The sequence below is a fragment of the Streptomyces sp. NPDC014801 genome, assembly GCF_043082085.1.
Lineage (GTDB): Bacteria > Actinomycetota > Actinomycetes > Streptomycetales > Streptomycetaceae > Streptomyces.
Genome location: NZ_JBIBXG010000001.1, coordinates 237,962 through 261,964, shown reverse-complemented (window position 1 = coordinate 261,964; position 24,003 = coordinate 237,962). Strand labels below are relative to the sequence as shown.

General features: G+C 72.1%; 23 protein-coding genes. 12 read left to right on the top strand and 11 right to left on the bottom strand.

Features of this window, described 5'->3' with window-relative positions:
* Positions 1 to 353: 353 nt before the first annotated feature.
* From ACF1AL_RS01180 to ACF1AL_RS01165, 4 genes are all read right to left on the bottom strand, one after another.
* Positions 354 to 1,643 (bottom strand): citrate synthase, encoded by a 1,290-nt coding sequence (locus ACF1AL_RS01180; RefSeq protein WP_391659847.1) that lies wholly within the window; start codon positions 1,641 to 1,643, stop codon positions 354 to 356.
* A 179-nt stretch (positions 1,644 to 1,822) separates the two neighbouring features.
* Positions 1,823 to 4,132, bottom strand: coding sequence for an ATP-dependent RecD-like DNA helicase (locus tag ACF1AL_RS01175; protein WP_391825271.1), 2,310 nt, complete (start codon positions 4,130 to 4,132; stop codon positions 1,823 to 1,825).
* A gap of 49 nt (positions 4,133 to 4,181) precedes the next feature.
* On the bottom strand, positions 4,182 to 4,367 hold the full coding sequence (locus ACF1AL_RS01170) for a DUF397 domain-containing protein (protein ID WP_391825270.1): 186 nt from the start codon (positions 4,365 to 4,367) through the stop codon (positions 4,182 to 4,184).
* Between the two features lie 8 nt (positions 4,368 to 4,375).
* Positions 4,376 to 5,212, bottom strand: coding sequence for a helix-turn-helix domain-containing protein (locus ACF1AL_RS01165; protein ID WP_391825269.1), 837 nt, complete (start codon positions 5,210 to 5,212; stop codon positions 4,376 to 4,378).
* Between the two features lie 204 nt (positions 5,213 to 5,416).
* On the opposite strand from ACF1AL_RS01165, the gene ACF1AL_RS01160 reads away from it, so the two are divergent.
* From ACF1AL_RS01160 to ACF1AL_RS01150, 3 genes are all read left to right on the top strand, one after another.
* A complete protein-coding gene (locus ACF1AL_RS01160) occupies positions 5,417 to 5,827 on the top strand; it encodes an ATP-binding protein (RefSeq protein ID WP_391825268.1) in 411 nt (136 codons plus the stop codon).
* A gap of 33 nt (positions 5,828 to 5,860) precedes the next feature.
* Entirely contained in the window at positions 5,861 to 6,769 is a 909-nt protein-coding gene (locus ACF1AL_RS01155; RefSeq protein ID WP_391825267.1) for a hypothetical protein, read from the top strand.
* Positions 6,770 to 6,850: 81 nt separating this feature from the next.
* A complete protein-coding gene (locus tag ACF1AL_RS01150) occupies positions 6,851 to 7,084 on the top strand; it encodes a hypothetical protein (RefSeq protein ID WP_391694590.1) in 234 nt (77 codons plus the stop codon).
* A 42-nt stretch (positions 7,085 to 7,126) separates the two neighbouring features.
* On the opposite strand, the gene ACF1AL_RS01145 is transcribed toward ACF1AL_RS01150, so the two are convergent.
* Together ACF1AL_RS01145 and ACF1AL_RS01140 are read right to left on the bottom strand one after the other, a co-directional pair.
* On the bottom strand, positions 7,127 to 8,350 hold the full coding sequence (locus ACF1AL_RS01145; RefSeq protein ID WP_391825433.1) for a Cmx/CmrA family chloramphenicol efflux MFS transporter: 1,224 nt from the start codon (positions 8,348 to 8,350) through the stop codon (positions 7,127 to 7,129).
* A gap of 186 nt (positions 8,351 to 8,536) precedes the next feature.
* The gene (locus ACF1AL_RS01140; protein WP_391825266.1) at positions 8,537 to 8,872 is read right to left on the bottom strand and encodes a hypothetical protein; all 336 of its coding nucleotides are present in this window, start codon (positions 8,870 to 8,872) and stop codon (positions 8,537 to 8,539) included.
* Positions 8,873 to 9,082: 210 nt separating this feature from the next.
* Here ACF1AL_RS01140 and ACF1AL_RS01135 point away from each other — a divergent pair, with 210 nt between their 5' ends.
* The 5 genes from ACF1AL_RS01135 to rbsD are packed head-to-tail and all read left to right on the top strand — an operon-like array spanning position 9,083 to position 14,899.
* Positions 9,083 to 10,117, top strand: a complete 1,035-nt coding sequence (locus tag ACF1AL_RS01135; protein ID WP_391694586.1) for a LacI family DNA-binding transcriptional regulator — start codon at positions 9,083 to 9,085, stop codon at positions 10,115 to 10,117.
* Positions 10,114 to 11,643, top strand: coding sequence for a sugar ABC transporter ATP-binding protein (locus ACF1AL_RS01130; RefSeq protein ID WP_391825265.1), 1,530 nt, complete (start codon positions 10,114 to 10,116; stop codon positions 11,641 to 11,643). Before ACF1AL_RS01135 ends, ACF1AL_RS01130 begins: the two co-directional genes overlap by 4 nt.
* The gene (locus ACF1AL_RS01125; RefSeq protein ID WP_391825264.1) at positions 11,633 to 13,594 is read left to right on the top strand and encodes a substrate-binding domain-containing protein; all 1,962 of its coding nucleotides are present in this window, start codon (positions 11,633 to 11,635) and stop codon (positions 13,592 to 13,594) included. The genes ACF1AL_RS01130 and ACF1AL_RS01125 overlap by 11 nt, the downstream gene beginning before the upstream one ends.
* A gap of 16 nt (positions 13,595 to 13,610) precedes the next feature.
* Entirely contained in the window at positions 13,611 to 14,513 is a 903-nt protein-coding gene (rbsK, locus tag ACF1AL_RS01120) for a ribokinase (RefSeq protein ID WP_366834406.1), read from the top strand.
* The gene (gene rbsD, locus ACF1AL_RS01115) at positions 14,510 to 14,899 is read left to right on the top strand and encodes a D-ribose pyranase (RefSeq protein WP_391694577.1); all 390 of its coding nucleotides are present in this window, start codon (positions 14,510 to 14,512) and stop codon (positions 14,897 to 14,899) included. Before rbsK ends, rbsD begins: the two co-directional genes overlap by 4 nt.
* Before the next feature lie 227 nt (positions 14,900 to 15,126).
* On the opposite strand, the gene ACF1AL_RS01110 is transcribed toward rbsD, so the two are convergent.
* Genes ACF1AL_RS01110 through ACF1AL_RS01100 form a run of 3 tightly spaced genes read right to left on the bottom strand, consistent with a single transcriptional unit; the run spans position 15,127 to position 18,259 of the window.
* Positions 15,127 to 15,927 (bottom strand): sugar phosphate isomerase/epimerase family protein, encoded by an 801-nt coding sequence (locus ACF1AL_RS01110; RefSeq protein WP_391825432.1) that lies wholly within the window; start codon positions 15,925 to 15,927, stop codon positions 15,127 to 15,129.
* Between the two features lie 32 nt (positions 15,928 to 15,959).
* Positions 15,960 to 17,111 (bottom strand): dihydrodipicolinate synthase family protein, encoded by a 1,152-nt coding sequence (locus ACF1AL_RS01105; RefSeq protein ID WP_391825263.1) that lies wholly within the window; start codon positions 17,109 to 17,111, stop codon positions 15,960 to 15,962.
* Entirely contained in the window at positions 17,108 to 18,259 is a 1,152-nt protein-coding gene (locus ACF1AL_RS01100; protein WP_384203788.1) for a Gfo/Idh/MocA family protein, read from the bottom strand. The genes ACF1AL_RS01105 and ACF1AL_RS01100 overlap by 4 nt, the downstream gene beginning before the upstream one ends.
* Positions 18,260 to 18,573: 314 nt before the next feature.
* Between ACF1AL_RS01100 and ACF1AL_RS01095 the strand changes: the two genes are divergently transcribed.
* The 4 genes from ACF1AL_RS01095 (at position 18,574) to ACF1AL_RS01080 (ending at position 22,283) form a co-directional block, all read left to right on the top strand.
* On the top strand, positions 18,574 to 19,623 hold the full coding sequence (locus ACF1AL_RS01095; protein ID WP_366834402.1) for a LacI family DNA-binding transcriptional regulator: 1,050 nt from the start codon (positions 18,574 to 18,576) through the stop codon (positions 19,621 to 19,623).
* A gap of 234 nt (positions 19,624 to 19,857) precedes the next feature.
* Positions 19,858 to 20,451, top strand: coding sequence for a dihydrofolate reductase family protein (locus ACF1AL_RS01090; RefSeq protein ID WP_366834401.1), 594 nt, complete (start codon positions 19,858 to 19,860; stop codon positions 20,449 to 20,451).
* A gap of 71 nt (positions 20,452 to 20,522) precedes the next feature.
* Positions 20,523 to 21,446 (top strand): GNAT family N-acetyltransferase, encoded by a 924-nt coding sequence (locus ACF1AL_RS01085; protein WP_391825262.1) that lies wholly within the window; start codon positions 20,523 to 20,525, stop codon positions 21,444 to 21,446.
* Between the two features lie 36 nt (positions 21,447 to 21,482).
* Positions 21,483 to 22,283, top strand: coding sequence for a sugar phosphate isomerase/epimerase family protein (locus ACF1AL_RS01080; protein ID WP_391694563.1), 801 nt, complete (start codon positions 21,483 to 21,485; stop codon positions 22,281 to 22,283).
* Positions 22,284 to 22,399: 116 nt separating this feature from the next.
* Here the strand turns inward: ACF1AL_RS01080 and ACF1AL_RS01075 are convergent, their stop codons facing one another.
* Both ACF1AL_RS01075 and ACF1AL_RS01070 read right to left on the bottom strand, forming a co-directional pair.
* Positions 22,400 to 23,044 (bottom strand): GNAT family N-acetyltransferase, encoded by a 645-nt coding sequence (locus tag ACF1AL_RS01075; RefSeq protein ID WP_391694560.1) that lies wholly within the window; start codon positions 23,042 to 23,044, stop codon positions 22,400 to 22,402.
* A 13-nt stretch (positions 23,045 to 23,057) separates the two neighbouring features.
* Complete coding sequence (locus tag ACF1AL_RS01070; RefSeq protein ID WP_391825261.1) at positions 23,058 to 23,996, bottom strand: EamA family transporter; 939 nt, start codon at positions 23,994 to 23,996, stop codon at positions 23,058 to 23,060.
* Between the last annotated feature and the right edge of the window lie 7 nt (positions 23,997 to 24,003).

Genomic DNA, 24,003 nt, shown 5'->3' with positions numbered 1-24,003 from the left:
TACACCGGGAAGCTTTGAGCGGCCCTCCCAGCGTGTGCCGTCCCGGCACACATCACTGGAGCACGGCGAGCTCGCTCGTCGTGCTCGACACAGCGATTCAGGCGCTGTCCTCATAAGCGCCCGGCCCGGATCCCGTGGGGGGAATCCGCACCGGGACACGGGAAGGCGCCCTGGTCGTCGGCCCGTGGGGGGACCGACGCACCAGGGCGCCTTCTGCTTGCCCCGACCCCGCGCACGAGCCTCGCCGGCGCCCAGGGACGGCCGCTCACCTCGCCCCCGGCCCGGCCCCGACACGGGTGTGCCCCGCACCCGGCGTCGCCGGATACGGGGCACAACGAACCGCAGACTGCGACTCAGCGCTCCTCGACGGGAACGAAGTCGCGCTCGACGACGCCCGTGTAGATCTGGCGGGGGCGGCCGATGCGGGAGCCCGGCTCCTTGATCATCTCGTGCCACTGGGCGATCCAGCCCGGCAGGCGGCCGAGGGCGAACAGGACCGTGAACATCTCGGTCGGGAAGCCCATGGCCCGGTAGATCAGGCCGGTGTAGAAGTCCACGTTCGGGTACAGCTTGCGCTCGGTGAAGTAGTCGTCGGAGAGCGCGTGCTCCTCGAGCTTGAGCGCGATGTCCAGCAGCTCGTCGGACTTGCCGAGCGCGGACAGCACGTCGTGCGCGGCGGCCTTGATGATCTTCGCGCGCGGGTCGAAGTTCTTGTAGACCCGGTGGCCGAAGCCCATCAGGCGGACGCCGTCCTCCTTGTTCTTCACCTTGCGGATGAAGGTGTCGACGTCGCCGCCGGAGTCGCGGATGCCCTCCAGCATCTCCAGCACCGACTGGTTGGCGCCGCCGTGCAGCGGGCCCCACAGGGCGTTGATGCCGGCCGAGATCGACGCGAACATGTTGGCCTGCGAGGAGCCGACCAGGCGGACCGTGGAGGTCGAACAGTTCTGCTCGTGGTCCGCGTGCAGGATGAGCAGCTTGTCCAGCGCGGAGACGACGATCGGGTCGAGCTCGTACTCCTGGGCGGGGACCGAGAAGGTCATGCGCAGGAAGTTCTCGACGTACCCGAGGTCGTTGCGCGGGTAGACGAAGGGGTGGCCGATCGACTTCTTGTACGCGTAGGCCGCGATGGTCGGCAGCTTGGCGAGCAGGCGGATGGTGGAGAGGTCGCGCTGCTTCTCGTCGAACGGGTTGTGGCTGTCCTGGTAGAAGGTGGACAGCGCGGAGACGACCGAGGACAGCATGGCCATCGGGTGGGCGTCGCGCGGGAAGCCCTTGTAGAAGTTCTTGACGTCCTCGTGCAGCAGCGTGTGCCGCGTGATCTCGTCCTTGAACGCGGTGAGCTGGTCGACCGTCGGCAGCTCGCCGTTGATCAGCAGGTAGGCGACCTCCAGGAAGGTGGAGCGCTCGGCCAGCTGCTCGATGGGGTAGCCGCGGTACCGGAGGATGCCGGCCTCACCGTCGAGGTAGGTGATGGCCGATTTATAGGCGGCGGTGTTGCCGTACCCGCTGTCCAGGGTCACCAGACCGGTCTGGGCGCGCAGCTTCCCAATGTCGAAGCCCTTGTCGCCGACGGTGCTGTCGACCACCGGGTAGGTGTACTCGTTGCCGTCGTACCGCAGTACTACAGAGTTGTCGCTCACGTCTTCCCTCACCGACGTTGTGCCTCATCTTCGAGGTTGCCCTGACTGTCTCTACCATCCCCCATTTGGCTCAGGAGAGTGCACTCGGGGTCGACCATTGGGCTTATCGGCGGCACTCAGTGCCGCCAACTTGCACATCCTGCCCCCTTCCCTGCCCTTCTGGAAGTGCTCTGTGACCTTCACGACTCATTTGATCGATCATTTTTTACGAGGGGGCCCCTGACGTCCGGCGAGCCGCCCCGGAGGCGGAAGTCCAGGGCCGTGCACCGCCGTCCGGCGGACACCGTGCGCACCGCCTGGCCGATCGCCTTGCGCGAGCCGACGAGGACGACGAGCCGCTTCGCCCGGGTCACCGCCGTGTAGAGCAGGTTGCGCTGCAGCATCATCCAGGCGCCGGTGGTGACCGGGATCACCACGGCCGGATATTCGCTGCCCTGCGAGCGGTGGATGGTGACCGCGTAGGCGTGCGCCAGTTCGTCCAGTTCGTCGAACTCGTACGGGACCTCCTCGTCCTCGTCCGTGAGCACCGTCAGGCGCTGGTCGACCGGGTCGAGCGAGGTGACCACGCCCACGGTGCCGTTGAAGACACCGTTCTTCCCTTTTTCATAATTGTTGCGGATCTGGGTGACCTTGTCGCCGACACGGAACACCCGCCCGCCGAACCGCTTCTCCGGCAGGTCGGGCCGCCCCGGGGTGATGGCCTGCTGGAGCAGACCGTTCAGCGCGCCGGCGCCCGCGGGACCGCGGTGCATCGGAGCGAGCACCTGCACGTCCCGCCGCGGGTCGAGCCCGAATCTGGCCGGAATCCGACGGGCCGCCACGTCCACGGTGAGCCGGCCCGCCTCCTCCGTGTCGTCCTCGACGAAGAGGAAGAAGTCCTTCAGCCCGTCGGTGAGCGGATGCTGCCCCGCGTTGATGCGGTGCGCGTTGGTGACGACGCCGGACTGCTGCGCCTGGCGGAACACGCGCGTGAGCCGCACGGCCGGGACCGGGCCGCCGTCGGCGAGCAGGTCCCGCAGCACCTCGCCCGCGCCCACGCTGGGCAGCTGGTCGACGTCCCCCACGAAGAGCAGGTGCGCCCCCGGCGGGACGGCCTTGACCAGCTTGTTGGCGAGGAGCAGGTCCAGCATCGACGCCTCGTCGACGACCACGAGGTCAGCGTCCAGGGGGCGGTCACGGTCGTAGGCGGCGTCCCCGCCCGGCTTGAGCTCCAGCAGCCGGTGCACGGTGGAGGCCTCGGCGCCGGTCAGCTCGGCCAGCCGCTTGGCGGCCCGCCCGGTCGGCGCGGCCAGCACCACCTTGGCCTGCTTGGCCCGGGCCAGCTCCACGATCGACCGCACGGTGAAGGACTTGCCGCAGCCGGGACCGCCGGTGAGCACGGCGACCTTCTCGGTCAGCGCGAGCCTCACGGCCGCCTCCTGCTCGGGCGCGAGCTCGGCGCCGGTGCGGGTCCTCAGCCACGCCAGCGCCTTGTCCCAGGCGACGGTCGCGAACGCCGGCATCCGGTCCTCGTCCGCCCGCAGCAGCCGCACCAGCTGCGAGGAGAGGGAGAGTTCGGCGCGGTGGAAGGGCACCAGGTACACGGCGGTGACGGGCTCCCCGCCGTCCGGCGCGGGCACCTTCTCCCGTACGACCCCGGGGTCGCCGCCGTCCTCCGGCACCCGCGCCAGCTCGGCCAGGCACTCGATGACGAGCCCGGTGTCGACGCCGAGCAGCTTGACGGCGTCGGAGATGAGCTTCTCCTCCGGCAGGTAGCAGTGCCCCTGGTCGGCGGACTGCGACAGGGCGTACTGCAGGCCGGCCTTGACCCGCTCCGGGCTGTCGTGCGGGATGCCGACCGAGCGGGCGATCTTGTCGGCGGTGAGGAAGCCGATGCCCCACACGTCGGCGGCCAGCCGGTAGGGCTGCTCCTTCACGACGGAGATCGACGCGTCGCCGTACTTCTTGTAGATGCGCACGGCGATGGAGGTGGACACCTCGACGGTCTGGAGGAAGAGCATGACCTCCTTGATCGCCTTCTGTTCCTCCCAGGCGTCGGCGATCTTCCGGGTGCGCTTGGGCCCCAGGCCCGGCACCTCGATCAGCCGCTTCGGCTCCTCCTCGATGACCCGGAGCGTGTCCGTCCCGAAGTGCTGCGTGATGCGGTCGGCGAAGACCGGCCCGATGCCCTTGACCAGCCCGGACCCCAGGTAGCGCCGGATGCCCTGGACGGTGGCGGGCAGCACGGTCGTGTAGTTCTCGACGTGGAACTGCTTGCCGTACTGCGGATGGGACCCCCAGCGGCCCTCCATCCGCAGCGACTCCCCCACCTGGGCGCCGAGCAGCGCGCCGACGACGGTGAGCAGATCGCCGGCGCCTCTGCCGGTGTCCACCCGGGCGACGGTGTAGCCGTTCTCCTCGTTGGCGTACGTGATCCGCTCCAGCACGCCTTCGAGCGTGGCGAGCCGCGCCTGCGCTCCGCCGTGCCGCGTCCCCTCCTGCTGAGCCATGATCCGACGGTACCGGTGGGGTATGACAGCGAGCGGCCCGGCGGCGGCCTCAGCTCGGCCGGGCCTCCTTGAGCGCGCGAAGGAACGCGGCGAAGGCGGGGGCGGGGAAGGTGAGGGTGGCGCGAGCGCGGTCCTTGGTGTCGCGGACGGCGGTGTGGGTGCGGGTGGTGGCGATCTCGACGCACTCGTTGCCGTCGCCCGGTCCCGAGTAGGACGACTTCCGCCATCTGTCCATGGGGTTGCTCACAGCTCCTTCGCCAGCCTGTGGATGAATGCACGCGACTGTTCGGGGTCGAGTGACGCCGCCTCCACCTTACGGAAACCTGTTCGGTACGTGTTGAGCTGAGCCTCGGAGTCGATGAAAGCCGCACCGTGCAGCGCGTCACGGACGACTGTGTCCAGCTTGGGCAGGGGGCCGCCCACGTACGTCATGGTGCTGGACGCGCTGGCGAAGCCGTCCAGGTCGAACGGAATGACGCGCACGGTGATGTGGTCTGCCTCCGAGAGTTCGAGGAGCCGGTCGAGCTGAGTCCGCGCGGTGGCACGATCGCTGACCCTGATCCGCAGCGCCGCCTCATGAATCACGGCTTCGTACGGGACCACGATGGCCTGACGCGCCCTCCGGTGCTGGATGCGCAACTCGATCTCTTCGCTGGTCAGTTCCGGCAACCGGGACGAGAAGACGGCACGCGAATACTGCTCGGTCTGCAACAAGCCCGGCACGTACAGGATGGCCACGTGGCGCAGGAACCGGGCGTGATACTCCAGCTCGGAGAGGTCCAGAAAAGACGTGGGCAGCAGACCCCGGTACTCCTCCCACCAACCGCGTGTGCGATCGGTCGCCATGGCCACCAGAGCGTCGATGAACTCCTCGTCGGTACAGGCGTAGTGAGACGCGAGGCGCCGGAGCCGCTCCTCGCTCATCCCGGTGACCCCGGACTCAATCTGACTGATGTGCACGCGGTTCACGCCCAGCAGCCCTGCTGCCTGAACCGCAGAAAGGCCAGCCGCCTCGCGGAGTCTGCGCAACTCAAGCCCCAGGCGCATCTGACGCGCGGTCGGTTCGCGCCGCAGGACCATCGCCACTCCTCGGTTGAACACCCCTGCCGATGAGGCTCTTTCGGGGTCAGATTACGGGATCGGCTTGCCGCGCATTACGCGTAAGCCCTACCGTCGGTGACGCACCGCACACGCAGCGGAAGTGCACCGTGCCGTCCTGCCATGACGTGCGCGGCGATGCCACCGTGCGTGAAATTCCCTTCGACTGACCGGAGTTGACGACCCATGCCCGAAAACGAGACGACCTGGGACTACACGCTCTACGTGCCCAACGACCACAGAGCCGTGACCGTCTGTCGCCGCACTCTGCGGCTGATCCTGACGCTGCACGGACTCATCGGCCTGGTCGACACCGCGGAGCTGCTCGCGGCGGAGCTGGTCTCCAACGCCGTACGGCACACGAAGGGGCCGGCCGCGCTCAGGGTGCGCCGTACGCGGGAGGGGACGGTGTGGATCGGGGCGTGGGACACCGACCCCGCGCCGCCCGACCCGCCACGCCCGTGGGACCAGGCCCTGCGGGAGGAGGGCCGGGGCCTGGGCCTGGTCACGGCCTGCGCGGACGTGTGGGGCTGGCAACCGTCGTCCCGCTTCGGCCACCGGGGCAAGTACGTCTGGTGCGAACTCACGGCGGCGTAGCTCGTTGATCACGTCGTATCGAAAGGAGAGCTGATGGTCGGCTCGTCGCACGAGGCCCTGCACCGGATCTTCCAGAAGGACCCGGCCTTGCTGACCCGGGCCTTACAGCGGGTGCTGCACGTGCCGTTCCCCGAGCCCCGGGAGATCGCTGCACTGAACGTGGACCTCACGGAGATCGAACCGGTCGAGCGCCGGGTGGACACGCTGCTGCGGGCGGAGACGGACGAGGGGACGTATCTCCTCGTGGTCGAGTCGCAGGGGAAGGCGGACGACCGGAAACGGGGAAGCTGGCCGTACTACTTGTCCTACCTCTACGAGAAGTACCGCTGTGAGCCGGTGCTCATCGTGATCACACAGAGCAGCGCCACAGCGAAGTGGGCATCGCGCCCGATCCGGCTCGGGTTCCCCGGCTGGGACTCCTTGACGGTACGGCCGCTCGTCCTCGGCCCGGACAACGTCCCGGTGATCGCCGACGAGCGGCAGGCCGAGCGGGACGTCCCCCTTGCGGTGCTCTCGGCGATGACACACGGGCGTGGTCCGCAGGCCCCGGCCATACTGGAATCGCTGGCAACCGCCCTGCGGACCATCGACCCGGACAGTGCCGCGGTCTTCGTGCAGTTCGTCGACTCGTGCCTGACCGACCCTCAGGCGAAGCAGATGTGGAGGGACCTGATGACGGCGATCCAGTACTTCTGGCGGCACCCGCTGGCGGAGCAGGTGCGTGCGGAAGGGCGGGAAGAGGGACGGGAAGAGGGACGGGAAGAGGGCCGCATCGAGGACCGGCGGCAGATGGTCCTCAACATCCTGGAATGGCGCGGCATCCCCGTGCCCGACGACGCCCGCGAGCGAGTCGACACCTGCACCGATCTCGACCGGCTCGAAGTCTGGGCCCAGCGCGCCGTCCACGCCACGGACGTTTCGGAGTTGTTCTCGGGGAACTGAGGGCGACTGGTCACAGTGGGCCGTGAGCCTTGAGACTCACGGCTGACTGGTCCTCAGGCCAAGCAGATGTGGAGGGACCTGATGACGGCGATCCAGTACTTCTGGCGGCACCCGCTGGCGGAGCAGGTACGCGAGGAGGGGCGGATTCAGGATCGGCAGGAGATGACCCTCCGCATTCTCGAATGGCGTGGCATCGAGGTGCCCGACGCCGTTCGTGAACGCGTGAACGCCTGCACCGATCTGGACCAGTTGGAGGTCTGGGCGCAGCGTGCCGTGCGGGCCGTCGACGCGTGGGAGCTCTTCGGGGAGGCGTAGGCCGGTGGCCGCCGGGGGCCACCGGCCGGTGGGAGGCCGGGGTCAGCCGATGCTGACCCCGTCGGCGGACGACTCGTGTTCCGGGGCCCCCGACGGGGTGGACCGGTTCACGATCCGGGACGGGGTCCGGGTGAGGCGCAGGGCGATCGCGACCGTGGCCAGGGCGACGACGGTCATCGCGGCGCCGGCCCAGGCGGGAGAGGCGTAGCCGAGGCCGGCGTCGATGACCGAGCCGCCGAGCCAGGGGCCGCCGGTGTTGCCCAGGTTGAAGGCCGCGGTGGTGGTGGCGCCGGCCAGAGTGGGCGCGGCGCCCGCGACGTTGAACATGCGGGCGTTGAGGGCGGGCGCGGTGTAGAACGCGGACACGCCGAGGAGGAAGGTCAGCGTGATCGTGGCGACGGGGCTGGAGGCCAGCAGCGCGAGCGCCACGAGGAAGACGGTGGAGGCGGTGATGCCGCTGAGCAGCACACCGAAGAGGTGGGCGTCGGCGACCCGGCCGCCGATGTACGTGCCGATGAGGGCGCCGATGCCGAACAGGGCGAGGACGGCGGAGACCCAGCCCGCGTCGAGGCCGGAGACGTCGGTGAGCAGCGGGGCCAGGTAGGAGAAGGCGCAGAAGACACCACCGGCGGCGAGGGCGGTGATCAGCACGGACAGCAGCACCTGCCGGTCGCGGTAGATCACCAGCTCGCCCTTGAGGCGGGGCCGGTTCTCGGGCACCGGGATGTGCGGGATGCGGGTGACGACGCCGACGAGGGCGATCGCCGAGGCGGCGGCGACGGCCCAGAAGGCGGAGCGCCAGCCGGCGTGCTCGCCGAGGAAGGCGCCGGCGGGGACGCCGAGGACGTTGGCGATGGACAGGCCGCCGATCATCACGGCCATGGCGCGGGCACGGGCCCCGACGGGCACCATCGCGATGGCGACGGCCGCCCCGACCGCCCAGAACCCGGCGCAGGCGAGCGCGCTCACCACCCGGGAGACGAACAGCACCGCGTAGTTCGGCGCGAGCGCGCCGGCCACCTGGCCGAGCCCGAAGAGACTGATCAGCGCGACGAGCGTGGTCTTGCGCGGCAGCCGCAGGGTGGCGACGGCGAGCAGCGGGGCGCCGACCACCATGCCGATGGCGAAGGCCGAGATGAGCAGTCCGGCCCGCGGGATGGAGACGTGCATGTCCTCGGCGATGGGCGGCAGCAGCCCGGAGAGCATGAACTCGCTCGTGCCGAGCGCGAAGACGGACAGGCCGAGGATGTACACGGCGAGCGGCATGCGGGCGGACGGCGACGGGGACGCGTGCGGTGCGGCCGGGGGCTCGGCGGGGCCGGGCGGCGTGGGGTCGGCGGAGGAAGAGGACATGACATGGGCAACCGGCCCTTTGTGCCTGTCATTCCTCCGTGGGCGAACATCTCGCGATGTGGGCCGCCGGCCTCGGTGGGAGGCGGGCGGCCCGGCGCGTCACGCCGGCTGGAGCACGCAGGTGCCGACCACGTACCCGGTGATGCCGTTCTTCGTGACCTTGACCCAGCGGGTGCTGGTGATGCCGCAGGCCGTGTAGGAGCCGCCGTAGTACATCTGGCACGGGGACGAGGCGGTCTCGCCCTTGTTGAGCTGGCCGAGCGCCGTGCCGCCGGTGCTCGTGCGGTCGCGGATCAGGACCGTCTCCAGGGCCTTGGCCGTGCAGCTCGACGCGGTCGCGTTCGTCTGCGCCACGGCGGGGGTGCCGGCGACGACGGCCGTGCCCACGAGGGCGGCGGCCGTCAGGGACGCGCCGATGAGGCGGCTGGTGCGCATGGGGGGCTCCTTCGGATGTGGCGCGGGCATGCCACCCGCGGCCTTCGGCAGCAGCCTAGATCGACACGTCCCCGGATCACGATCCGATTTCGGGATCCCGTCAGGGGGTTGCCCGCGGGCCGTGTAATCGATTCCAATCCCCTCGGCACGGTCGTGTAATCGATTCCACGACCTTCCCATGTTCCCGAGTTCCACAAGGAGGTGGACGGCATGGCGAGCATCAAGGACGTCGCCGCCGCGGCGGGGGTCTCCGTCGCCACGGTCTCGCGCGTCCTGAACGAGCACCCCTCCGTCAGCGACGACGCACGCACGCGTGTGCTCGCCGCCGTCCAGACGCTCGGCTACCGGCCCAACGCCGTCGCCCGCTCGCTGCGCACCGACACCACCCGCACCCTCGGGCTGGTCATCAGCGACGTGCTGAATCCTTACTTCACCGAGCTGGCCCGGTCCGTCGAGGAAGAGGCACGCGCGCTCGGCTACAGCGTGATCATCGGCAACGCCGACGAGCGGCCCGACCTCCAGGACCACCACGTACGGACCCTGCTCGACCGGCGCATCGACGGACTGCTCGTCTCCCCCACCGACGGCGGCTCCCCGCTGATGCTGGACGCCGCCCGCGCCGGAACCCCGATGGTGTTCGTCGACCGCTGGATCCCCGGCGTCGACGTGCCCGTCGTCCGGGCGGACGGGCGGCAGGCCGTACGGGACCTCGTCGCGCATCTGCACGGGCTCGGGCACCGGCGGCTCGCCATCATCGCGGGCCCGGCCGCCACCACCACCGGCCGCGAGCGCGTCGGCGCCTTCCGCGAGGCCCTCGCCGCCTACGGGCTGCCGCTGCCCGACGCCTACATCGGGCAGGGCGACTTCCAGGCCGAGAGCGGGCGACGGGTCACCGAGGGGTTCCTCGACCTGCCCGAGCCGCCCGAGGTCGTCTTCGCCGCCGACAACCTGATGGCGCTCGGCGCGCTCGACGCCGTACGCGCGCGTGGCCTGCGGGTGCCCGGGGACATCGCGCTCGCCGCCTTCGACGACATCCCGTGGTTCGTGCACACCGACCCGCCCGTCACCGCGATCGCCCAGCCCACCGGCGAGCTGGGACGCGCCGCCGTGCGCGCGCTGGTCGACCGCATCGAGGGGCGGCCGCCGCGATCCGTGACGCTGCCCGCCCGGCTCGTCGTGCGCCGCTCGTGCGGCGAGCCTCCCCACCCCCTACCCCCCTCCCCAGTGCAAAGGAGCACGCCGTGAGCGACCCGGACGAGTTGCTGCGCATCGAGGGCATCAGGAAGGTCTTCCCCGGCGTCGTCGCGCTGGACGGCGTCGACTTCGACCTGCGCCGCGGCGAGGTGCACGTGCTGCTCGGCGAGAACGGCGCCGGAAAGAGCACCCTCATCAAGACGCTGTCCGGCGCCCACACCCCCGACGCCGGGCGGATCCTCGTCGACGGCGAGGAGGTGCGCATCCACGGGGCGCAGGCCGCCGAGCGGCTCGGGATCGCCACCATCTACCAGGAGTTCAACCTCGTCCCGGACCTGACCGTGGCCGAGAACATCTTCCTCGGCCGTCAGCCCCGCCGCTTCGGGATGATCGACCGGCGGCGCATGGAGGCCGACGCCGAGGAGCTGCTGCGGCGCGTCGGGGTGAACGTCTCGCCCCGCGCGCGGGTGCGCGACCTCGGCATCGCCCGGCTGCAGATGGTCGAGATCGCCAAGGCGCTCAGCCTGAACGCGCGCGTGCTCATCATGGACGAGCCGACCGCCGTGCTCACCTCCGAGGAGGTCGAGCGGCTCTTCACGATCGTGCGCCGGCTGCGCGAGGACGGCGTCGGGATCGTCTTCATCACCCACCACCTGGAGGAGATCGCCGCCCTCGGCGACCGGGTCACCGTCATCCGCGACGGCAGGTCCGTCGGCCAGGTGCCCGCCTCCACGCCGGAGGACGACCTCGTACGGCTCATGGTGGGGCGGTCCATCGAGCAGCAGTACCCGCGCGAGCGCGGGGACCGGGGCGCGCCCCTGCTGGCCGTCGAGGGGCTCACCCGCGACGGCGTCTTCCACGACGTCAGCTTCGAGGTGCACGCCGGGGAGGTCGTCGGCATCGCCGGGCTCGTCGGCGCCGGACGCACCGAGGTCGTGCGGGCCGTGTTCGGCGCGGACCCCTACGACCGGGGGGCCGTGCGCGTGGCCGGCGCCCCCGTCCGGCGGGGCGACGTGGGCGCCGCGATGGCCGCCGGGATCGGGCTCGTGCCGGAGGACCGCAAGGGGCAGGGGCTGGTGCTCGACGCCTCCGTGGAGGAGAACCTGGGCCTGGTCACCCTGCGGTCCGCCACCCGCGCCGGGCTCGTCGACCGCAAGGGGCAGCGGGAGGCGGCCGCGCGGATCGCCGGGCAGCTCGGGGTGCGCATGGCCGGGCTCGGCCAGCAGGTGCGCACCCTGTCCGGCGGCAACCAGCAGAAGGTCGTCATCGGCAAGTGGCTGCTCGCCGACACCCGGGTGCTCATCCTCGACGAGCCGACGCGCGGCATCGACGTCGGCGCCAAGGTCGAGATCTACCAGCTCGTCAACGAGCTCACCGCGCAGGGCGCCGCCGTCCTGATGATCTCCAGCGATCTGCCCGAGGTGCTCGGCATGAGCGACCGGGTGCTGGTGATGGCCCAGGGCCGGATCGCCGGCGAACTCGCCGCCGACGAGGCCACCCAGGACGCCGTGATGGCGCTCGCCGTCAGCAACCCCACGAACGACACGACGGAAACGGAGGCCAGCCGTGGCCACTGACACGCTCAAGAGCACAACGAGCGCCGGCGGGGCCACGGGCGGCCTGCGCCGCCTGCTCCTCGACAACGGCGCGCTCACCGCGCTGATCGTCCTCGTCGTCGCGCTGTCCGCGCTGTCCGGGGACTTCCTGACCACCGACAACCTGCTCAACGTCGGCGTCCAGGCGGCCGTGACCGCCGTCCTCGCCTTCGGCGTCACCTTCGTGATCGTCTCCGCGGGCATCGACCTGTCGGTGGGATCCGTGGCCGCGCTGTCGGCGACCGTGCTCGCCTGGAGCGCCACCCGGCACGGGGTGCCGGTCGCCCTGGCGGTGCTGCTCGCCGTCGTCACCGGCCTCGCCGCCGGGCTCGTCAACGGCTTCCTCGTCGCGTACGGCAAGCTGCCCCCGTTCATCGCCACGCTCGCGATGCTGTCGGTGGGGCGCGGTCTGGCGCTGGTGATCTCCGGGGGCTCCCCGATCGCCTTCCCGGACTCCGTCTCGCACCTCGGTGACACCCTCGGCGGCTGGCTGCCGGTGCCCGTGCTGGTGATGGTCGTGATGGGCCTGCTCGCGGCGTTCGTGCTGGGGCGGACCTACATCGGCCGGTCGATGTACGCGATCGGCGGCAACGAGGAGGCCGCGCGGCTGTCCGGCCTGAAGGTGCGCAAGCAGAAGCTCGCCATCTACGCCCTGTCGGGGCTGTTCGCCGCCGTCGCCGGTGTGGTGCTCGCCGCCCGGCTGTCCTCGGCGCAGCCGCAGGCCGCCGACGGCTACGAGCTGGACGCGATCGCGGCCGTCGTCATCGGCGGGGCGTCGCTGGCCGGCGGCACCGGCAAGGCCTCGGGCACGCTGATCGGCGCGCTGATCCTCGCCGTGCTGCGCAACGGCCTCAACCTGCTGTCCGTCTCCGCGTTCTGGCAGCAGGTCGTCATCGGCGTGGTCATCGCGCTGGCGGTGCTGCTGGACACCGTGCGGCGCAAGGCCGGCGCGGCTCCCGTGTCCGGCGGCGGCTCCGGTGGAAACCGGGGACGGCAGGCGGCGACGTACGGGCTCGCGGCCGTGGTGACGGTGGCGGTCGTCGGCGCGACCTCCTTCCTGCACGACTCCGGCTCCTCCGCCGCGAAGCCGAGGATGGGCCTGACGCTGTCCACCCTCAACAACCCCTTCTTCGTGCAGATCCGGGCCGGCGCCGAGGCGGAGGCGAAGAAGCTCGGCGTGGACCTGACCGTCACCGACGCCCAGAACGACGCCTCCCAGCAGGCCAACCAGCTGCAGAACTTCACCAGTTCCGGACTCGGCGCGATCATCGTCAACCCGGTCGACTCCGACGCGGCCGGCCCGGCGGTACGGTCCGCCGGCAAGGCGGACATCCCGGTGATCGCCGTGGACCGCGGCGTCAACAAGGCGTCCGTGGCGGCACTGGTGGCCTCGGACAACGTGGCCGGCGGTGAGCTGGCCGCGAAGACGCTCGCGGAGAAGCTCGGCGGCCACGGCACGATCGTCATCCTCCAGGGCCAGGCGGGCACCTCCGCCGCACGGGAACGCGCCGCCGGCTTCGCCCGGGGACTGAAGGCCTACCCCGGCATCCGGGTCGTCGCCCAGCAGCCCGCCGACTTCGACCGCACCAAGGGCCTCGACGTGATGTCGAATCTCCTCCAGGCCCACCCGGACGTGCAGGGCGTCATCGCCGCCAACGACGAGATGGCCCTGGGCGCGGTCAAGGCGCTCGGCGCGAAGGCCGGGCGGTCCGTCCAGGTCGTCGGCTTCGACGGCACGCCGGACGGGCTCGCCGCGGTGAAGGCGGGCACGCTGTACGCGTCCGTGGCGCAGCAGCCGACCCAGCTGGGCAGGATCGCCGTCGACAACGCGCTGAAGGCGGTGCGGGGCGAGAGCGCCAAGGACGCCGGACAGACGGTGAAGGTGCCGGTGAAGGTGGTCACCCAGGAGAACGTGGCCGGGTTCACCGGCTGACGGCGGGAGTCAACTGATGTACGACTACGACCTGCTGGTCGTGGGGTCGGCCAACGCCGACCTGGTGATCGGCGTGGAGCGGCGTCCGGCGGCCGGGGAGACCGTCCTCGGCTCGGACCTGTCCGTCCACCCGGGCGGCAAGGGCGCCAACCAGGCCGTCGCGGCGGCCCGCCTCGGCGCGCGCACGGCGCTGCTGGCGCGGGTCGGCGACGACGCGTACGGCCGGCTGCTGCTGGACTCGCAGCGGGCGGCCGGGGTGGACACGGTGGGGGTGCTGGTCGGCGGTGCGCCGACCGGGGTCGCGCTGATCACCGTCGATCCGTCCGGGGACAACAGCATCGTGGTGTCGCCCGGCGCCAACGGGCGGCTCACCCCGGCGGACGTACGGGCCGCGAGCAGCCTCTTCCAGGCCTCCCGGGTGGTGTCGACGCAGCTGGAGATCCCGCTGGAGTCGGTTCAGGAGGTCGTGCGGTCCCTGGCGGACGGCAGCCGGTTCGTGCTCAACCCGTCGCCGCCCCGGCCGCTGCCGCGCGAGGTGCTCGACGCCTGCGATCCGCTGATCGTCAACGAGCACGAGGCGAAGGTGATCCTCGGGGACGCCGCCGCCGGGGACACCCCGGAGGACTGGGCGCGCATCCTGCTCGCCAAGGGCCCCCGCTCGGTGGTGATCACCCTGGGCGCCGAGGGCGCGCTGGTGGCGTCCGCGCGGGGCATGGACCGGGTGCCGTCGGTGAAGGTGGACGCCGTGGACACCACCGGCGCGGGCGACGCGTTCACCGCGGCGCTGGCGTGGCGGCTGGGCGAGGGCGCGTCGCTGGCGGAGGCGGCGGCGTACGCGGCACGGGTCGGGGCGGCGGCCGTCACCCGGCGCGGCGCGCAGGAGTCGTACCCGACGGCGGACGAGGTGGCCGCGCTGTGAGGAAGGCGGGCATCCTCAACCGCCATCTCGCCGGGGCGCTCGCCGAGCTGGGCCACGGGCACGAGGTGCTGGTGTGCGACGCGGGCATGCCGATCCCGGCCGGGCCGCGCGTGGTGGACCTGGCGTTCCGGGCCGGGGTGCCGTCGTTCGCCGAGGTGCTGGACGGGCTGCTCGCCGAGCTGGTGGTGGAGGGCGCGACGGCGGCGAGCGAGGTCCGCGCCGCGAACCCGCAGGCGGCGGAGCTGCTCGCGGGGTGCTTTACCGAGCTGGAACTGATCCCGCACGAGGCGCTCAAGGAGCGGTCGGCGTCGGCCCGCCTGGTGGTCCGCACGGGCGAGGCACGGCCGTACGCGAACGTGCTGCTGCGGTGCGGGGTGTTCTTCTGAAGGCTCGGGGCCCGCGCCGGGCCGCGAGCGGTCCGCCTCGGGTCCTGAACGTCTTCGAGGGGCCCGGTCCGTCGACCGGGCCCCTCGGCTTTCCCCTCCGTATCAGAACCCCCCGAGATCCCCCCCGGGTCCCCCTCCAGAAGTCCTGACGCCGTGTATGACCGGCCAGGTAGCGGAAGGGTTGTACGCACTTCCCGAACTTTTTCCCGCGGGCCCGCCGGGCTCCGCTAGCGGATCGCGTGCGTCACGAACCGCTCGGCCGTCTGAGCCAGGACCTCCCGGCCGTCACGGGCCCACAGGCCGTCGTTGAACAGCTCGACCTCGATCGGGCCGGTGTAGCCGGCCGCCTCCACGTAGCCCTTCCACTCGCGCATGTCGATCGCGCCGTCGCCGATCTGGCCGCGGCCGTTGAGGACGCCCTCGGGCAGCGGGGTGGTCCAGTCGGCGAGCTGGAAGGTGTGGATCCGGCCGCTCTCACCCGCCCGGGCGATCTGCGCGGGCGCCTGGTCGTCCCACCAGATGTGGTACGTGTCCACGGTCACCCCGACCTGGTGGGCGGGGAAGCGTTCGGCGAGGTCGAGCGCCTGGGCGAGGGTGGAGACCACGCAGCGGTCCGAGGCGAACATGGGGTGCAGCGGCTCGATGGCCAGCTTCACGCCGTGCTCCTCGGCGTAGGGGCCCAGCTCGGCGAGGGCGTCGGCGATGCGCTCGCGGGCGCCCCGCAGGTCCTTGGAGCCGGCCGGGAGACCGCCGGAGACCAGGACCAGGACGTCCGTGCCGAGGGCGGCCGCCTCGTCGACCGCGCGCCGGTTGTCCTCCAGCGCCTTCGCCCGCTCGGCCGGCTCGATCGCGGTCAGGAAGCCGCCCCGGCACAGCGTCGTCACCGTCAGGCCCGCGTCCCGGACCAGTTTGGCGGCCGCCTCCAGGCCGTACGCCCGGACCGGCTCGCGCCACAGGCCGACCTTGTCGACGCCCAGCTCCCCGCAGGCCGCGGCGAGCTCGGGCAGCGACAGCTGCCTGACCGTCATCTGGTTGATGGAGAAGCGGGACAGGTCGTCGGTCACTGGGTCACTCCGTACAGCGCGAGCAGGGTCTTCATCCGCTCCTCGGCCAGCTTGGGGTCCGGGAACAGGCCGAGGGAGTCGGCGAGCTCGTAGGCGCGGGCGAAGTGCGGCAGGGAGCGGGCCGACTGCAGCCCGCCGACCATCGTGAAGTGGGACTGGTGGCCGGCCAGCCAGGCGAGGAAGACCACGCCGGTCTTGTAGAAGCGGGTCGGCGCCTGGAAGAGGTGGCGGGACAGCTCGACCGTCGGGTCGAGCAGGGCACGGAAGCCCGCCGTGTCGCCGGTGTCCAGGACTCGGACCGCCTCCGCGGCGAGCGGGCCCAGCGGGTCGAAGATGCCGAGCAGCGCGTGGCTGAAGCCCTGGGCGTCGCCGGCGATCAGCTCCGGGTAGTTGAAGTCGTCGCCGGTGTAGCAGCGCACGCCCTGCGGCAGGCGGCGGCGCAGGTCGACCTCGCGCCGGGCGTCCAGCAGGGAGACCTTGATGCCGTCGACCTTGTCCGGGTGGGCGGCGATCACCTCCAGGAAGGTGTCCGTCGCCGTGTCCAGGTCGGACGACCCCCAGTAGCCCTCCAGCGCCGGGTCGAACATCGGGCCCAGCCAGTGCAGGATCACCGGCTCGGCGGCCTGGCGCAGCAGGTGGCCGTAGACCTCCAGGTAGTCCTCGGGGCCCCGGGCGGTCGCGGCGAGCGCGCGGGAGGCCATCAGGATGGCCTGCGCGCCCGCCTCCTCGACGACGGCGAGCTGCTCCTCGTAGGCGGCGCGGATCTCCGCGAGGGTGCCGCCGGTGATCTGGTCGGTGCCGACCCCGCAGGCGATCCGGCCGCCGACCGCCTTCGCCTCGGCGGCGGAGCGGCGGATCAGCTCGGCCGCGCCCGCCCAGTGAAGGCCCATGCCGCGCTGGGCGGTGTCCATCGCCTCGGCGACGCCGAGCCCGTGCGCCCACAGATGGCGGCGGAAGGCGAGGGTGGCGTCCCAGTCGACGGCGGCCGGCGCGTCGGGCGTGACGTCGGCGAACGGGTCGGCGACGACGTGCGCCGCCGAGAAGACCGTGCGGGAAGTGAGGGGCGTGCCGGGGGTGACGGCGAGCGGTTCGGTGCGCGGCTCGTACGTCCGCAGCACCCCCTGGGCGCCGGGCAGTCGGATGGTCACAGCGCGATCTCCGGAACCTCGATACGGCGGCCCTCGGCCGAGGACCGCAGGCCCAGCTCGGCGAGCTGCACGCCGCGGGCGCCGGCGAGCAGGTCCCAGTGGTAGTCGGCACCGGCGTAGACGTGCTGGAGGAAGAGCTCCCACTGCGCCTTGAAGCCGTTGTCGAACGTGCCGTTGTCGGGGACCTCCTGCCACTGGTCGCGGAAGACCTCGGTGGCGGGGATGTCCGGGTTCCACACCGGCTTGGGGGTGGCGGAGCGGTGCTGGACGCGGCAGTTGCGCAGGCCGGCGACGGCGGAGCCCTCGGTGCCGTCGACCTGGAACTCGACGAGTTCGTCGCGGTGGACGCGGACCGCCCAGGAGGAGTTGATCTGGGCGATCGCGCCGCCGTCGAGCTCGAAGATGCCGTACGCCGCGTCGTCGGCCGTCGCGTCGTAGGGCTTGCCGTTCTCGTCCCAGCGCTGCGGGATGTGGGTGGCGGTGAGGGCCTGCACGGAGGTGACGCGGCCGAACAGCTCGTGCAGGACGTACTCCCAGTGCGGGAACATGTCGACGACGATGCCGCCGCCGTCCTCGGCGCGGTAGTTCCAGGAGGGGCGCTGGGCCTCCTGCCAGTCGCCCTCGAAGACCCAGTAGCCGAACTCGCCGCGCACCGACAGGATCCGGCCGAAGAAGCCGCCGTCGATCAGGCGCTTCAGCTTCAGCAGGCCCGGCAGGAAGATCTTGTCCTGGACGACGCCGTGCTTGACGCCCCGGGCGTGGGCGAGGCGGGCCAGCTCCAGGGCGCCGTCCAGGCCGGTGGCGGTGGGCTTCTCGGTGTAGAGGTGCTTGCCGGCCGCGATGGCCTTCTTCAGGGCCTCCTCGCGGGCCGAGGTGACCTGGGCGTCGAAGTAGATGTCGATCGTGTCGTCCGCCAGGGCGGCGTCCAGGTCCGTCGTCCAGTGCTCCAGGCCGTGCTTTTCAGCGAGCGCTTTCAGGGCGTGCTCGCGGCGGCCGACCAGGACCGGCTCGGGCCACAGCACGGTGCCGTCGCCGAGGTCGAGCCCGCCCTGCTCACGGATGGCCAGGATCGAGCGGACCAGGTGCTGGCGGTAACCCATGCGTCCGGTCACGCCGTTCATGGCGATACGCACCGTCTTGCGTGTCACGTCAGTCCCTTCGTGGGCGCCGGGCGCCCCGGTCGGTTGCCGGCCCGGCGGGTGGGGCCGGTGCGGCGAGCGCGTTCAGCGGCTTGCGCGGCGAGCGTGTACGGCTGGGGCGTACGGCAAGCATGGACAGCAAGCGCTTTCTATGTAGTAAGAAGCTAGCCTCACCACGGTGGTCTCTACAAGACCGCGGCGCTTTCGACTTGTTCGAGGGGGCGAACAAGTCGGGGCCCTGCCCTTAAGGTCTGCTCGGAACCAGGAGCAGGACCTGGCTGTCTACGACGGCGTACGACGATGCGCGACCGGAGGACGACGAGATGACGGTGACCCTGGCGGACGTGGCCGCCCGCGCGCAGGTCTCCCCCGCGACGGTGTCGCGCGTGCTGAACGGCAACTACCCGGTGGCCGCGTCCACGCGGGAGCGGGTGCTGAAGGCCGTGGACGAGCTGGACTACGTCCTGAACGGGCCCGCGAGCGCGCTCGCCGCGGCCACCTCCGACCTGGTCGGCATCCTGGTGAACGACATCGCCGACCCGTTCTTCGGGATCATGGCGAGCGCGATCCAGGGCGAGATCGGCGGGCCGGGCGGGCGCGCGGGCGGCGAGAGACTCGCCGTCGTGTGCAACACCGGCGGCTCACCGGAGCGGGAGCTGACCTACCTCACCCTGCTCCAGCGGCAGCGGGCCGCGGCCGTGGTCCTCACCGGCGGGGCCCTGGAGGACGCGGGGCACCGGGCGGCCATGGCGGCGAAGCTGCGCAAGCTGACGGAGGCGGGGACGAAGGTCGTGCTGTGCGGGCGGCCGCCGGTGGAGGACGCCGGGGCGATCGCGCTCACCTTCGACAACCGGGGCGGCGCGCGGCGGCTCACCGAGCACCTGCTCGGGCTCGGGCACCGCAGGCTCGGGTACATCGCCGGGCCCGAGGAGCGGACGACGACACGGCACCGGCTGGAGGGGCACCGCGAGGCGCTGGCCGCGGCGGGCGTCGAGGAACGGGCCGAGTGGACCGTGTACGGGCGCTACGACCGGCAGGCCGGCTACGAGGCCACGCTGGAGCTGCTGCGGCGGGAGCCGGGGCTGACGGCGATCGTCGCCGCGAACGACTCCGTCGCGCTGGGGGCGTGTGCCGCGCTGCGGGAGTCGGGGCGGCGGATTCCCGAGGACGTGTCCGTCGCCGGGTTCGACGACCTGCCGTTCAGCATCGACGCGGTGCCGTCGCTGACGACGGTGCGGTTGCCGCTGGCGGAGGCGGGGGCCCGGGCGGGACGGATCGCGATGGGCCGGGAGGAGGCTCCGCCCGGGGGGATCGCGGTGGTGCGGGGGGAGTTGATGGTGCGGGGGTCCTCCGGGGGGCCGCGGGTTCCCTGAGCGGGGGGCGGTGCGGGTCGTTGCCGGGTGCGGGTCTCGTCGTGGCTGGTCGCGCAGTTCCCCGCGCCCCTGGGGGGTTGCAGTCACCGTAGCTGCGGGCAGTCGTGCCTCCCCCAAGCTCAGTGCCGCGTTTGCGGGCGTGTCACGTGTTGCGGGGTGGGTTTCGAGGCGCGTAAATGGGCCACCTACGTGGCATATCGCCCCGATACCGGCAGCGCACCGAGGCAGGCATCCATGCGTACCGTGGCCAGCGAGTTCATCAGTCTCGACGGTGTCGTGCAGGCGCCCGGAGAGCCGGAGGACACCGACGACGACTTCGCGCACGGCGGCTGGTCGCAGCCGTATGTCGATCCGGAGATCGTCGCGGGCGCGTTCGAGGCGGTGCTCGCCAAGGCGGACGCGCTGCTGTGCGGGGAGCGGACCTGGCAGGCCATGGCCACGCTGTGGCCGGAGCGGGCCGGGGAGATCTTCGCCGACCGGATGAACACGGTCCGCACCTACCTCGTCTCCGGCACCCTCCAGGAATCCGATCTGCCCTGGCCGAACATGCGGCTGATCCCGGCCGGTGAGGCCATGGACCGGATCGACGACCTGCGGGCCACACCGGGCGGCGACCTGCTGATCGTGGGCAGCCCGCGGCTGGTGCGCTCGCTGCTGGCCGAGGGGATGCTCGACGAGCTGGTGCTGACGCGGATGCCGGTGCTGCTGGGCGGCGGCATGTCGATCTTCCCGGCGGACGGGGTGCGGCGGCCGTTCCAGCTCGTGTCGACGGTCACCGCCAGGACGGGCGCCGAGGTGTGCGTCTACCGGGCCGTGGCGCAGGACTAGGGGGTGGACGTACGCTGGACATGTCTGACTGAGTCAGAGATATCCGTCGTATCGCGTCTGCGGGGCCGGCCATGACCGTGCAGGATGTTCGTTCCTTCAACCGCTTCTACACCCGCCTGATCGGCGCCCTCGACTACGGACGCCACCTGTACGCGCCGTACACCCTCACCGAGACCCGCGTGCTCTACGAGCTGGCGCACGCGCCCCGGACGGACGCGGCGGATCTGCGCGGGCAGCTGGCGGTGGACGCCGGGTATCTGAGCCGGATCCTGAACCGGTTCGAGCGGGACGGGCTGATCGAGCGGGGACCGTCCGAGGCGGACACGCGGCGGCGGCGCGTCGCGCTCACCGAGCGGGGCCGGGAGGCCGCCGGACTGCTCGACGAGCGGGCGCGGGAGACGGTCGGGGCCCTGCTGGCCGGGGTGCCGGCCGGGGAGCGGGACCGGCTGGCGCGGGCCATGGCCGCGATCCGGGAGATCCTCGGCGAGCGCCGGCCGCCGTCGGCCGAGGACGTCGTGCTGCGCGGGCCCCGACCCGGTGATCTCGGGTGGATCGTGGAGCGCAACGCGGCCGTGTACGCCGCCGAGTACGGCTGGAACACCGAGTACGAGGGGCTTGTCGCCCGGATCGTCGCCGGCTTCGCCGAGAACCACGATCCGCGGCGGGAGCGGGTGTGGATCGCCGAGCTGGACGGACGCCGTGTGGGCTGCGTGATGTGCGTGCGCGACGACGCCCCGGCGACGGCCCGGCTGCGCCTGCTGCTGGTCGAGCCGGAAGCCCGCGGGCTCGGCATCGGCGACCGGCTCGTCACGGCGGTCGCCGGCTTCGCGCGGGACGCCGGCTACCGGGAGCTCGTGTTGTGGACGAACGACGTGCTGGCGGCGGCACGGCGGCTCTACCAGCGGCATGGGTTCGTCCTGACCGCCGAGCGGCGGCACCGGTCCTTCGGGAAGGATCTCGTGGGGCAGGACTGGCGACGTGAGCTGCGCGCGTGACGTTTGAAGCGGGGCGGGGCGAGTAGGGTCCAGAGCATGAAGCTGGCGTTCTCCACCCTCGGTGTGCCCGGTCTGCCTCTTCCCGACGTGCTGCGGCTCGCGTCCGCCCACGGCTACCACGGCGTGGAGTTGCGCGCCCATCCCGAGGAGCCGGTGCATCCGGGGCTCCCCCCGGCCGAACGGGCTGACGCGGCCGCCGCGTTCAAGGCGTCCGGTGTGGAGCTGCTCGGCCTCGCCGGGTACGCGCGCGTGGCCGCGCCCGGCGACGACGGGCCCGTGCTGGAGGAGATCCGCGCCCTGCTGGAGCTGGCCCGTGACCTCGGCGCGCCGTACGTGCGGGTCTTCCCCGGCGGCGGCACCGATCAGTCGCGGGAGGAGGCCGACGCGACGGCCGCCCGGCGGCTCGGCACGGCCGCGGAGGACGCCGCCGCGCTGGGCGTACGGATCCTGCTGGAGACCCACGACTCGCACCGCACCGGCGCCGACGTGATCCGGGTGCTCGGGCCCGTCGGGCACGGCAGCGTGGGCGCGCTGTGGGACGTGATGCACACCTGGCTGGGCGGGGAGGAGCCGTCGCAGACCTATGCCGCGCTCGCCCCGCATCTGGGATATGTGCAGGTCAAGGACATCGCCTCCGCCGAGGACACCACCCCGCTGGCGCTGGGCGCCGGGGTGCTGCCGCTCGGCGAGGTCGTCGAGGTGCTGTCGCGGCACGGCTGGGACGGCTGGCTGTGCTGGGAGTACGAGAAGCGCTGGTACGAGGCGGCGCCGCCGCTGCCGGAGCTGCTGGACGCGGGGCGGCGGCATCTGGCGCGGCTGCTCAACGAGTCCGCCTGACCAGCCTGGTGGGACGTCTTCCGCGGCTGCTCGACGAGTCCGCCTGACCGGCCTGGTGGGACGTCTTCCGCGGCTGCGGGGCTGCGCTGCCCCGGCCGGGGTGAGCGGGCCCCGGCTCATCGCACCGGCGTCGCCCGTCCCCCGGTGAAGCGCGCGACCCGCTGCTCCAGGCGGGTGCGGCGGTCCGGCCATTCGTCCGCGGTGATCGAGAAGATCGCGGAGTCGCGGAGGCGGTCGTCCTCGCCGGGGGCCCAGGAGCGGGACCAGTTGCGCAGGACGCCCTCGAAGCGGGCGCCGACGGACTCGATGGCGGCGCGGGAGCGGGCGTTGCGGGCGTCGGTCTTCAGGTCGACGCGGGCCACCGCCCACTCCTCGAAGGCGTGCCGGAACAGCAGCAGCTTGGCCTCGGCGTTGATGCCGGTGCCCTGCGCGGAGGCGGCGAGCCAGGTGAAGCCGATCTCGACGGCGTCGAGCCGGTCCTCGTCCCGCCAGCTGCGCGGATCCCAGTACGAGGTGGCGCCGACGACCCGGCCGGTCGCGCGGGACACCTGGGCGTAGGGGGCGAGCCGGCCGGCCGCCGCGCGGGCCAGCTGGGCGTCGAGGTAGCGCTCGATCTCGTCGGCGCGCGGCACCCAGGTGAACGCGTACGTCTCCCGGTTCTCCTCGGCCGCCTCGGCCAGTCCGGCGGCGTGCCGGTGCTCCAGCGGCTCCAGCCGCACCAGCGTGCCCTCCAGAACCGGGCCGTTCAGCGTGAAGCCCACCCCGCGCCCCCTCTCACTCGCCTGCCGCGCTCCCGACGAGCGCCGAGTCTTCCTCAGCCGGGCGCGGGCGTCGAGCGGAATTCCCGGTGCCCCGCCGCCGCGCGGGCGCCAGGGACGTCAGGGCCACCCCGCCCACCAGCAGCGCCGCCGCGCACCAGCGCAGACCGCTCACCGGCTCGCCCAGGAACAGCGCCGCCGACGTCATGCCGAAGACGGGCACCAGCAGGGAGAACGGCGCGACCGTGGACGCCGGGTGGCGGCGCAGCAGCCAGCCCCAGGCGCCGAAGCCGAACACCGTCGTCACCCACGCGACGTAGACGACCGTGCCGGCGCCCTGCCAGTCGAGGGCGCGCAGGGCGTCGTAGTCCCGCGACGGGCCCTCCAGGAGGAGGGAGAGCGCGAGGAGGGGCAGGACGGGGACGGTGCTCACCCACACCATGAAGTTCAGCGCGTCGGGCGGGGCCGCCTTGCGGGTGAGCACGTTGGACAGGCCCCAGCACGCGGCGGCCGCGACGACCAGCGCGAACGCGGCGAGCGGGCCCGAGGTGCCCTCGTCGGCGGCCGCCACGGCGATCCCGGCGAGCGCCACCAGCATGCCCAGCAGCCGGATGCGGGTGGGCCGTTCGCCGAGCGCCACGGCGGCGATCAGGGCCGTGAACACCGCCTGGATCTGCAGCACGAGCGAGGACAGGCCGGCCGGCATCCCCGCGTCCATCCCGACGAACAGCAGCCCGAACTTGGCCACCCCGAGGACGAGTCCGACCGCGACGACCCACCGCCAGGCCACCTTGGGCCGGCCCACGAAAAGGACCGCGGGCAGCGCCGCCACCAGGAAGCGCAGGGCGGAGAAGAGCAGCGGCGGGAAGTGCCCGAGGCCGATCTCGATGACGGTGAAGTTCACGCCCCAGACGGCCGCGACGAGCGCGGCGAGGGCCATGTGTGCGGGTCGCATGCGTCGA

Coding starts and splice junctions, on each gene's coding strand:
- ACF1AL_RS01145 (WP_391825433.1), bottom strand. CDS start 8,350: ATGCCGCTCGCCGTGTACATCCTCGGCCTGTCCGTCTTCGCGCTCGGC.
- ACF1AL_RS01135 (WP_391694586.1), top strand. CDS start 9,083: ATGGCGAGCATCAAGGACGTCGCCGCCGCGGCGGGGGTCTCCGTCGCC.
- ACF1AL_RS01160 (WP_391825268.1), top strand. CDS start 5,417: ATGCCCGAAAACGAGACGACCTGGGACTACACGCTCTACGTGCCCAAC.
- ACF1AL_RS01080 (WP_391694563.1), top strand. CDS start 21,483: ATGAAGCTGGCGTTCTCCACCCTCGGTGTGCCCGGTCTGCCTCTTCCC.
- ACF1AL_RS01175 (WP_391825271.1), bottom strand. CDS start 4,132: ATGGCTCAGCAGGAGGGGACGCGGCACGGCGGAGCGCAGGCGCGGCTC.
- ACF1AL_RS01155 (WP_391825267.1), top strand. CDS start 5,861: ATGGTCGGCTCGTCGCACGAGGCCCTGCACCGGATCTTCCAGAAGGAC.
- ACF1AL_RS01090 (WP_366834401.1), top strand. CDS start 19,858: ATGCGTACCGTGGCCAGCGAGTTCATCAGTCTCGACGGTGTCGTGCAG.
- ACF1AL_RS01150 (WP_391694590.1), top strand. CDS start 6,851: ATGACGGCGATCCAGTACTTCTGGCGGCACCCGCTGGCGGAGCAGGTA.
- ACF1AL_RS01085 (WP_391825262.1), top strand. CDS start 20,523: ATGACCGTGCAGGATGTTCGTTCCTTCAACCGCTTCTACACCCGCCTG.
- ACF1AL_RS01140 (WP_391825266.1), bottom strand. CDS start 8,872: ATGCGCACCAGCCGCCTCATCGGCGCGTCCCTGACGGCCGCCGCCCTC.
- ACF1AL_RS01165 (WP_391825269.1), bottom strand. CDS start 5,212: ATGGTCCTGCGGCGCGAACCGACCGCGCGTCAGATGCGCCTGGGGCTT.
- ACF1AL_RS01110 (WP_391825432.1), bottom strand. CDS start 15,927: ATGACGGTCAGGCAGCTGTCGCTGCCCGAGCTCGCCGCGGCCTGCGGG.
- ACF1AL_RS01170 (WP_391825270.1), bottom strand. CDS start 4,367: ATGGACAGATGGCGGAAGTCGTCCTACTCGGGACCGGGCGACGGCAAC.
- rbsK (WP_366834406.1), top strand. CDS start 13,611: ATGTACGACTACGACCTGCTGGTCGTGGGGTCGGCCAACGCCGACCTG.
- ACF1AL_RS01070 (WP_391825261.1), bottom strand. CDS start 23,996: ATGCGACCCGCACACATGGCCCTCGCCGCGCTCGTCGCGGCCGTCTGG.
- ACF1AL_RS01095 (WP_366834402.1), top strand. CDS start 18,574: ATGACGGTGACCCTGGCGGACGTGGCCGCCCGCGCGCAGGTCTCCCCC.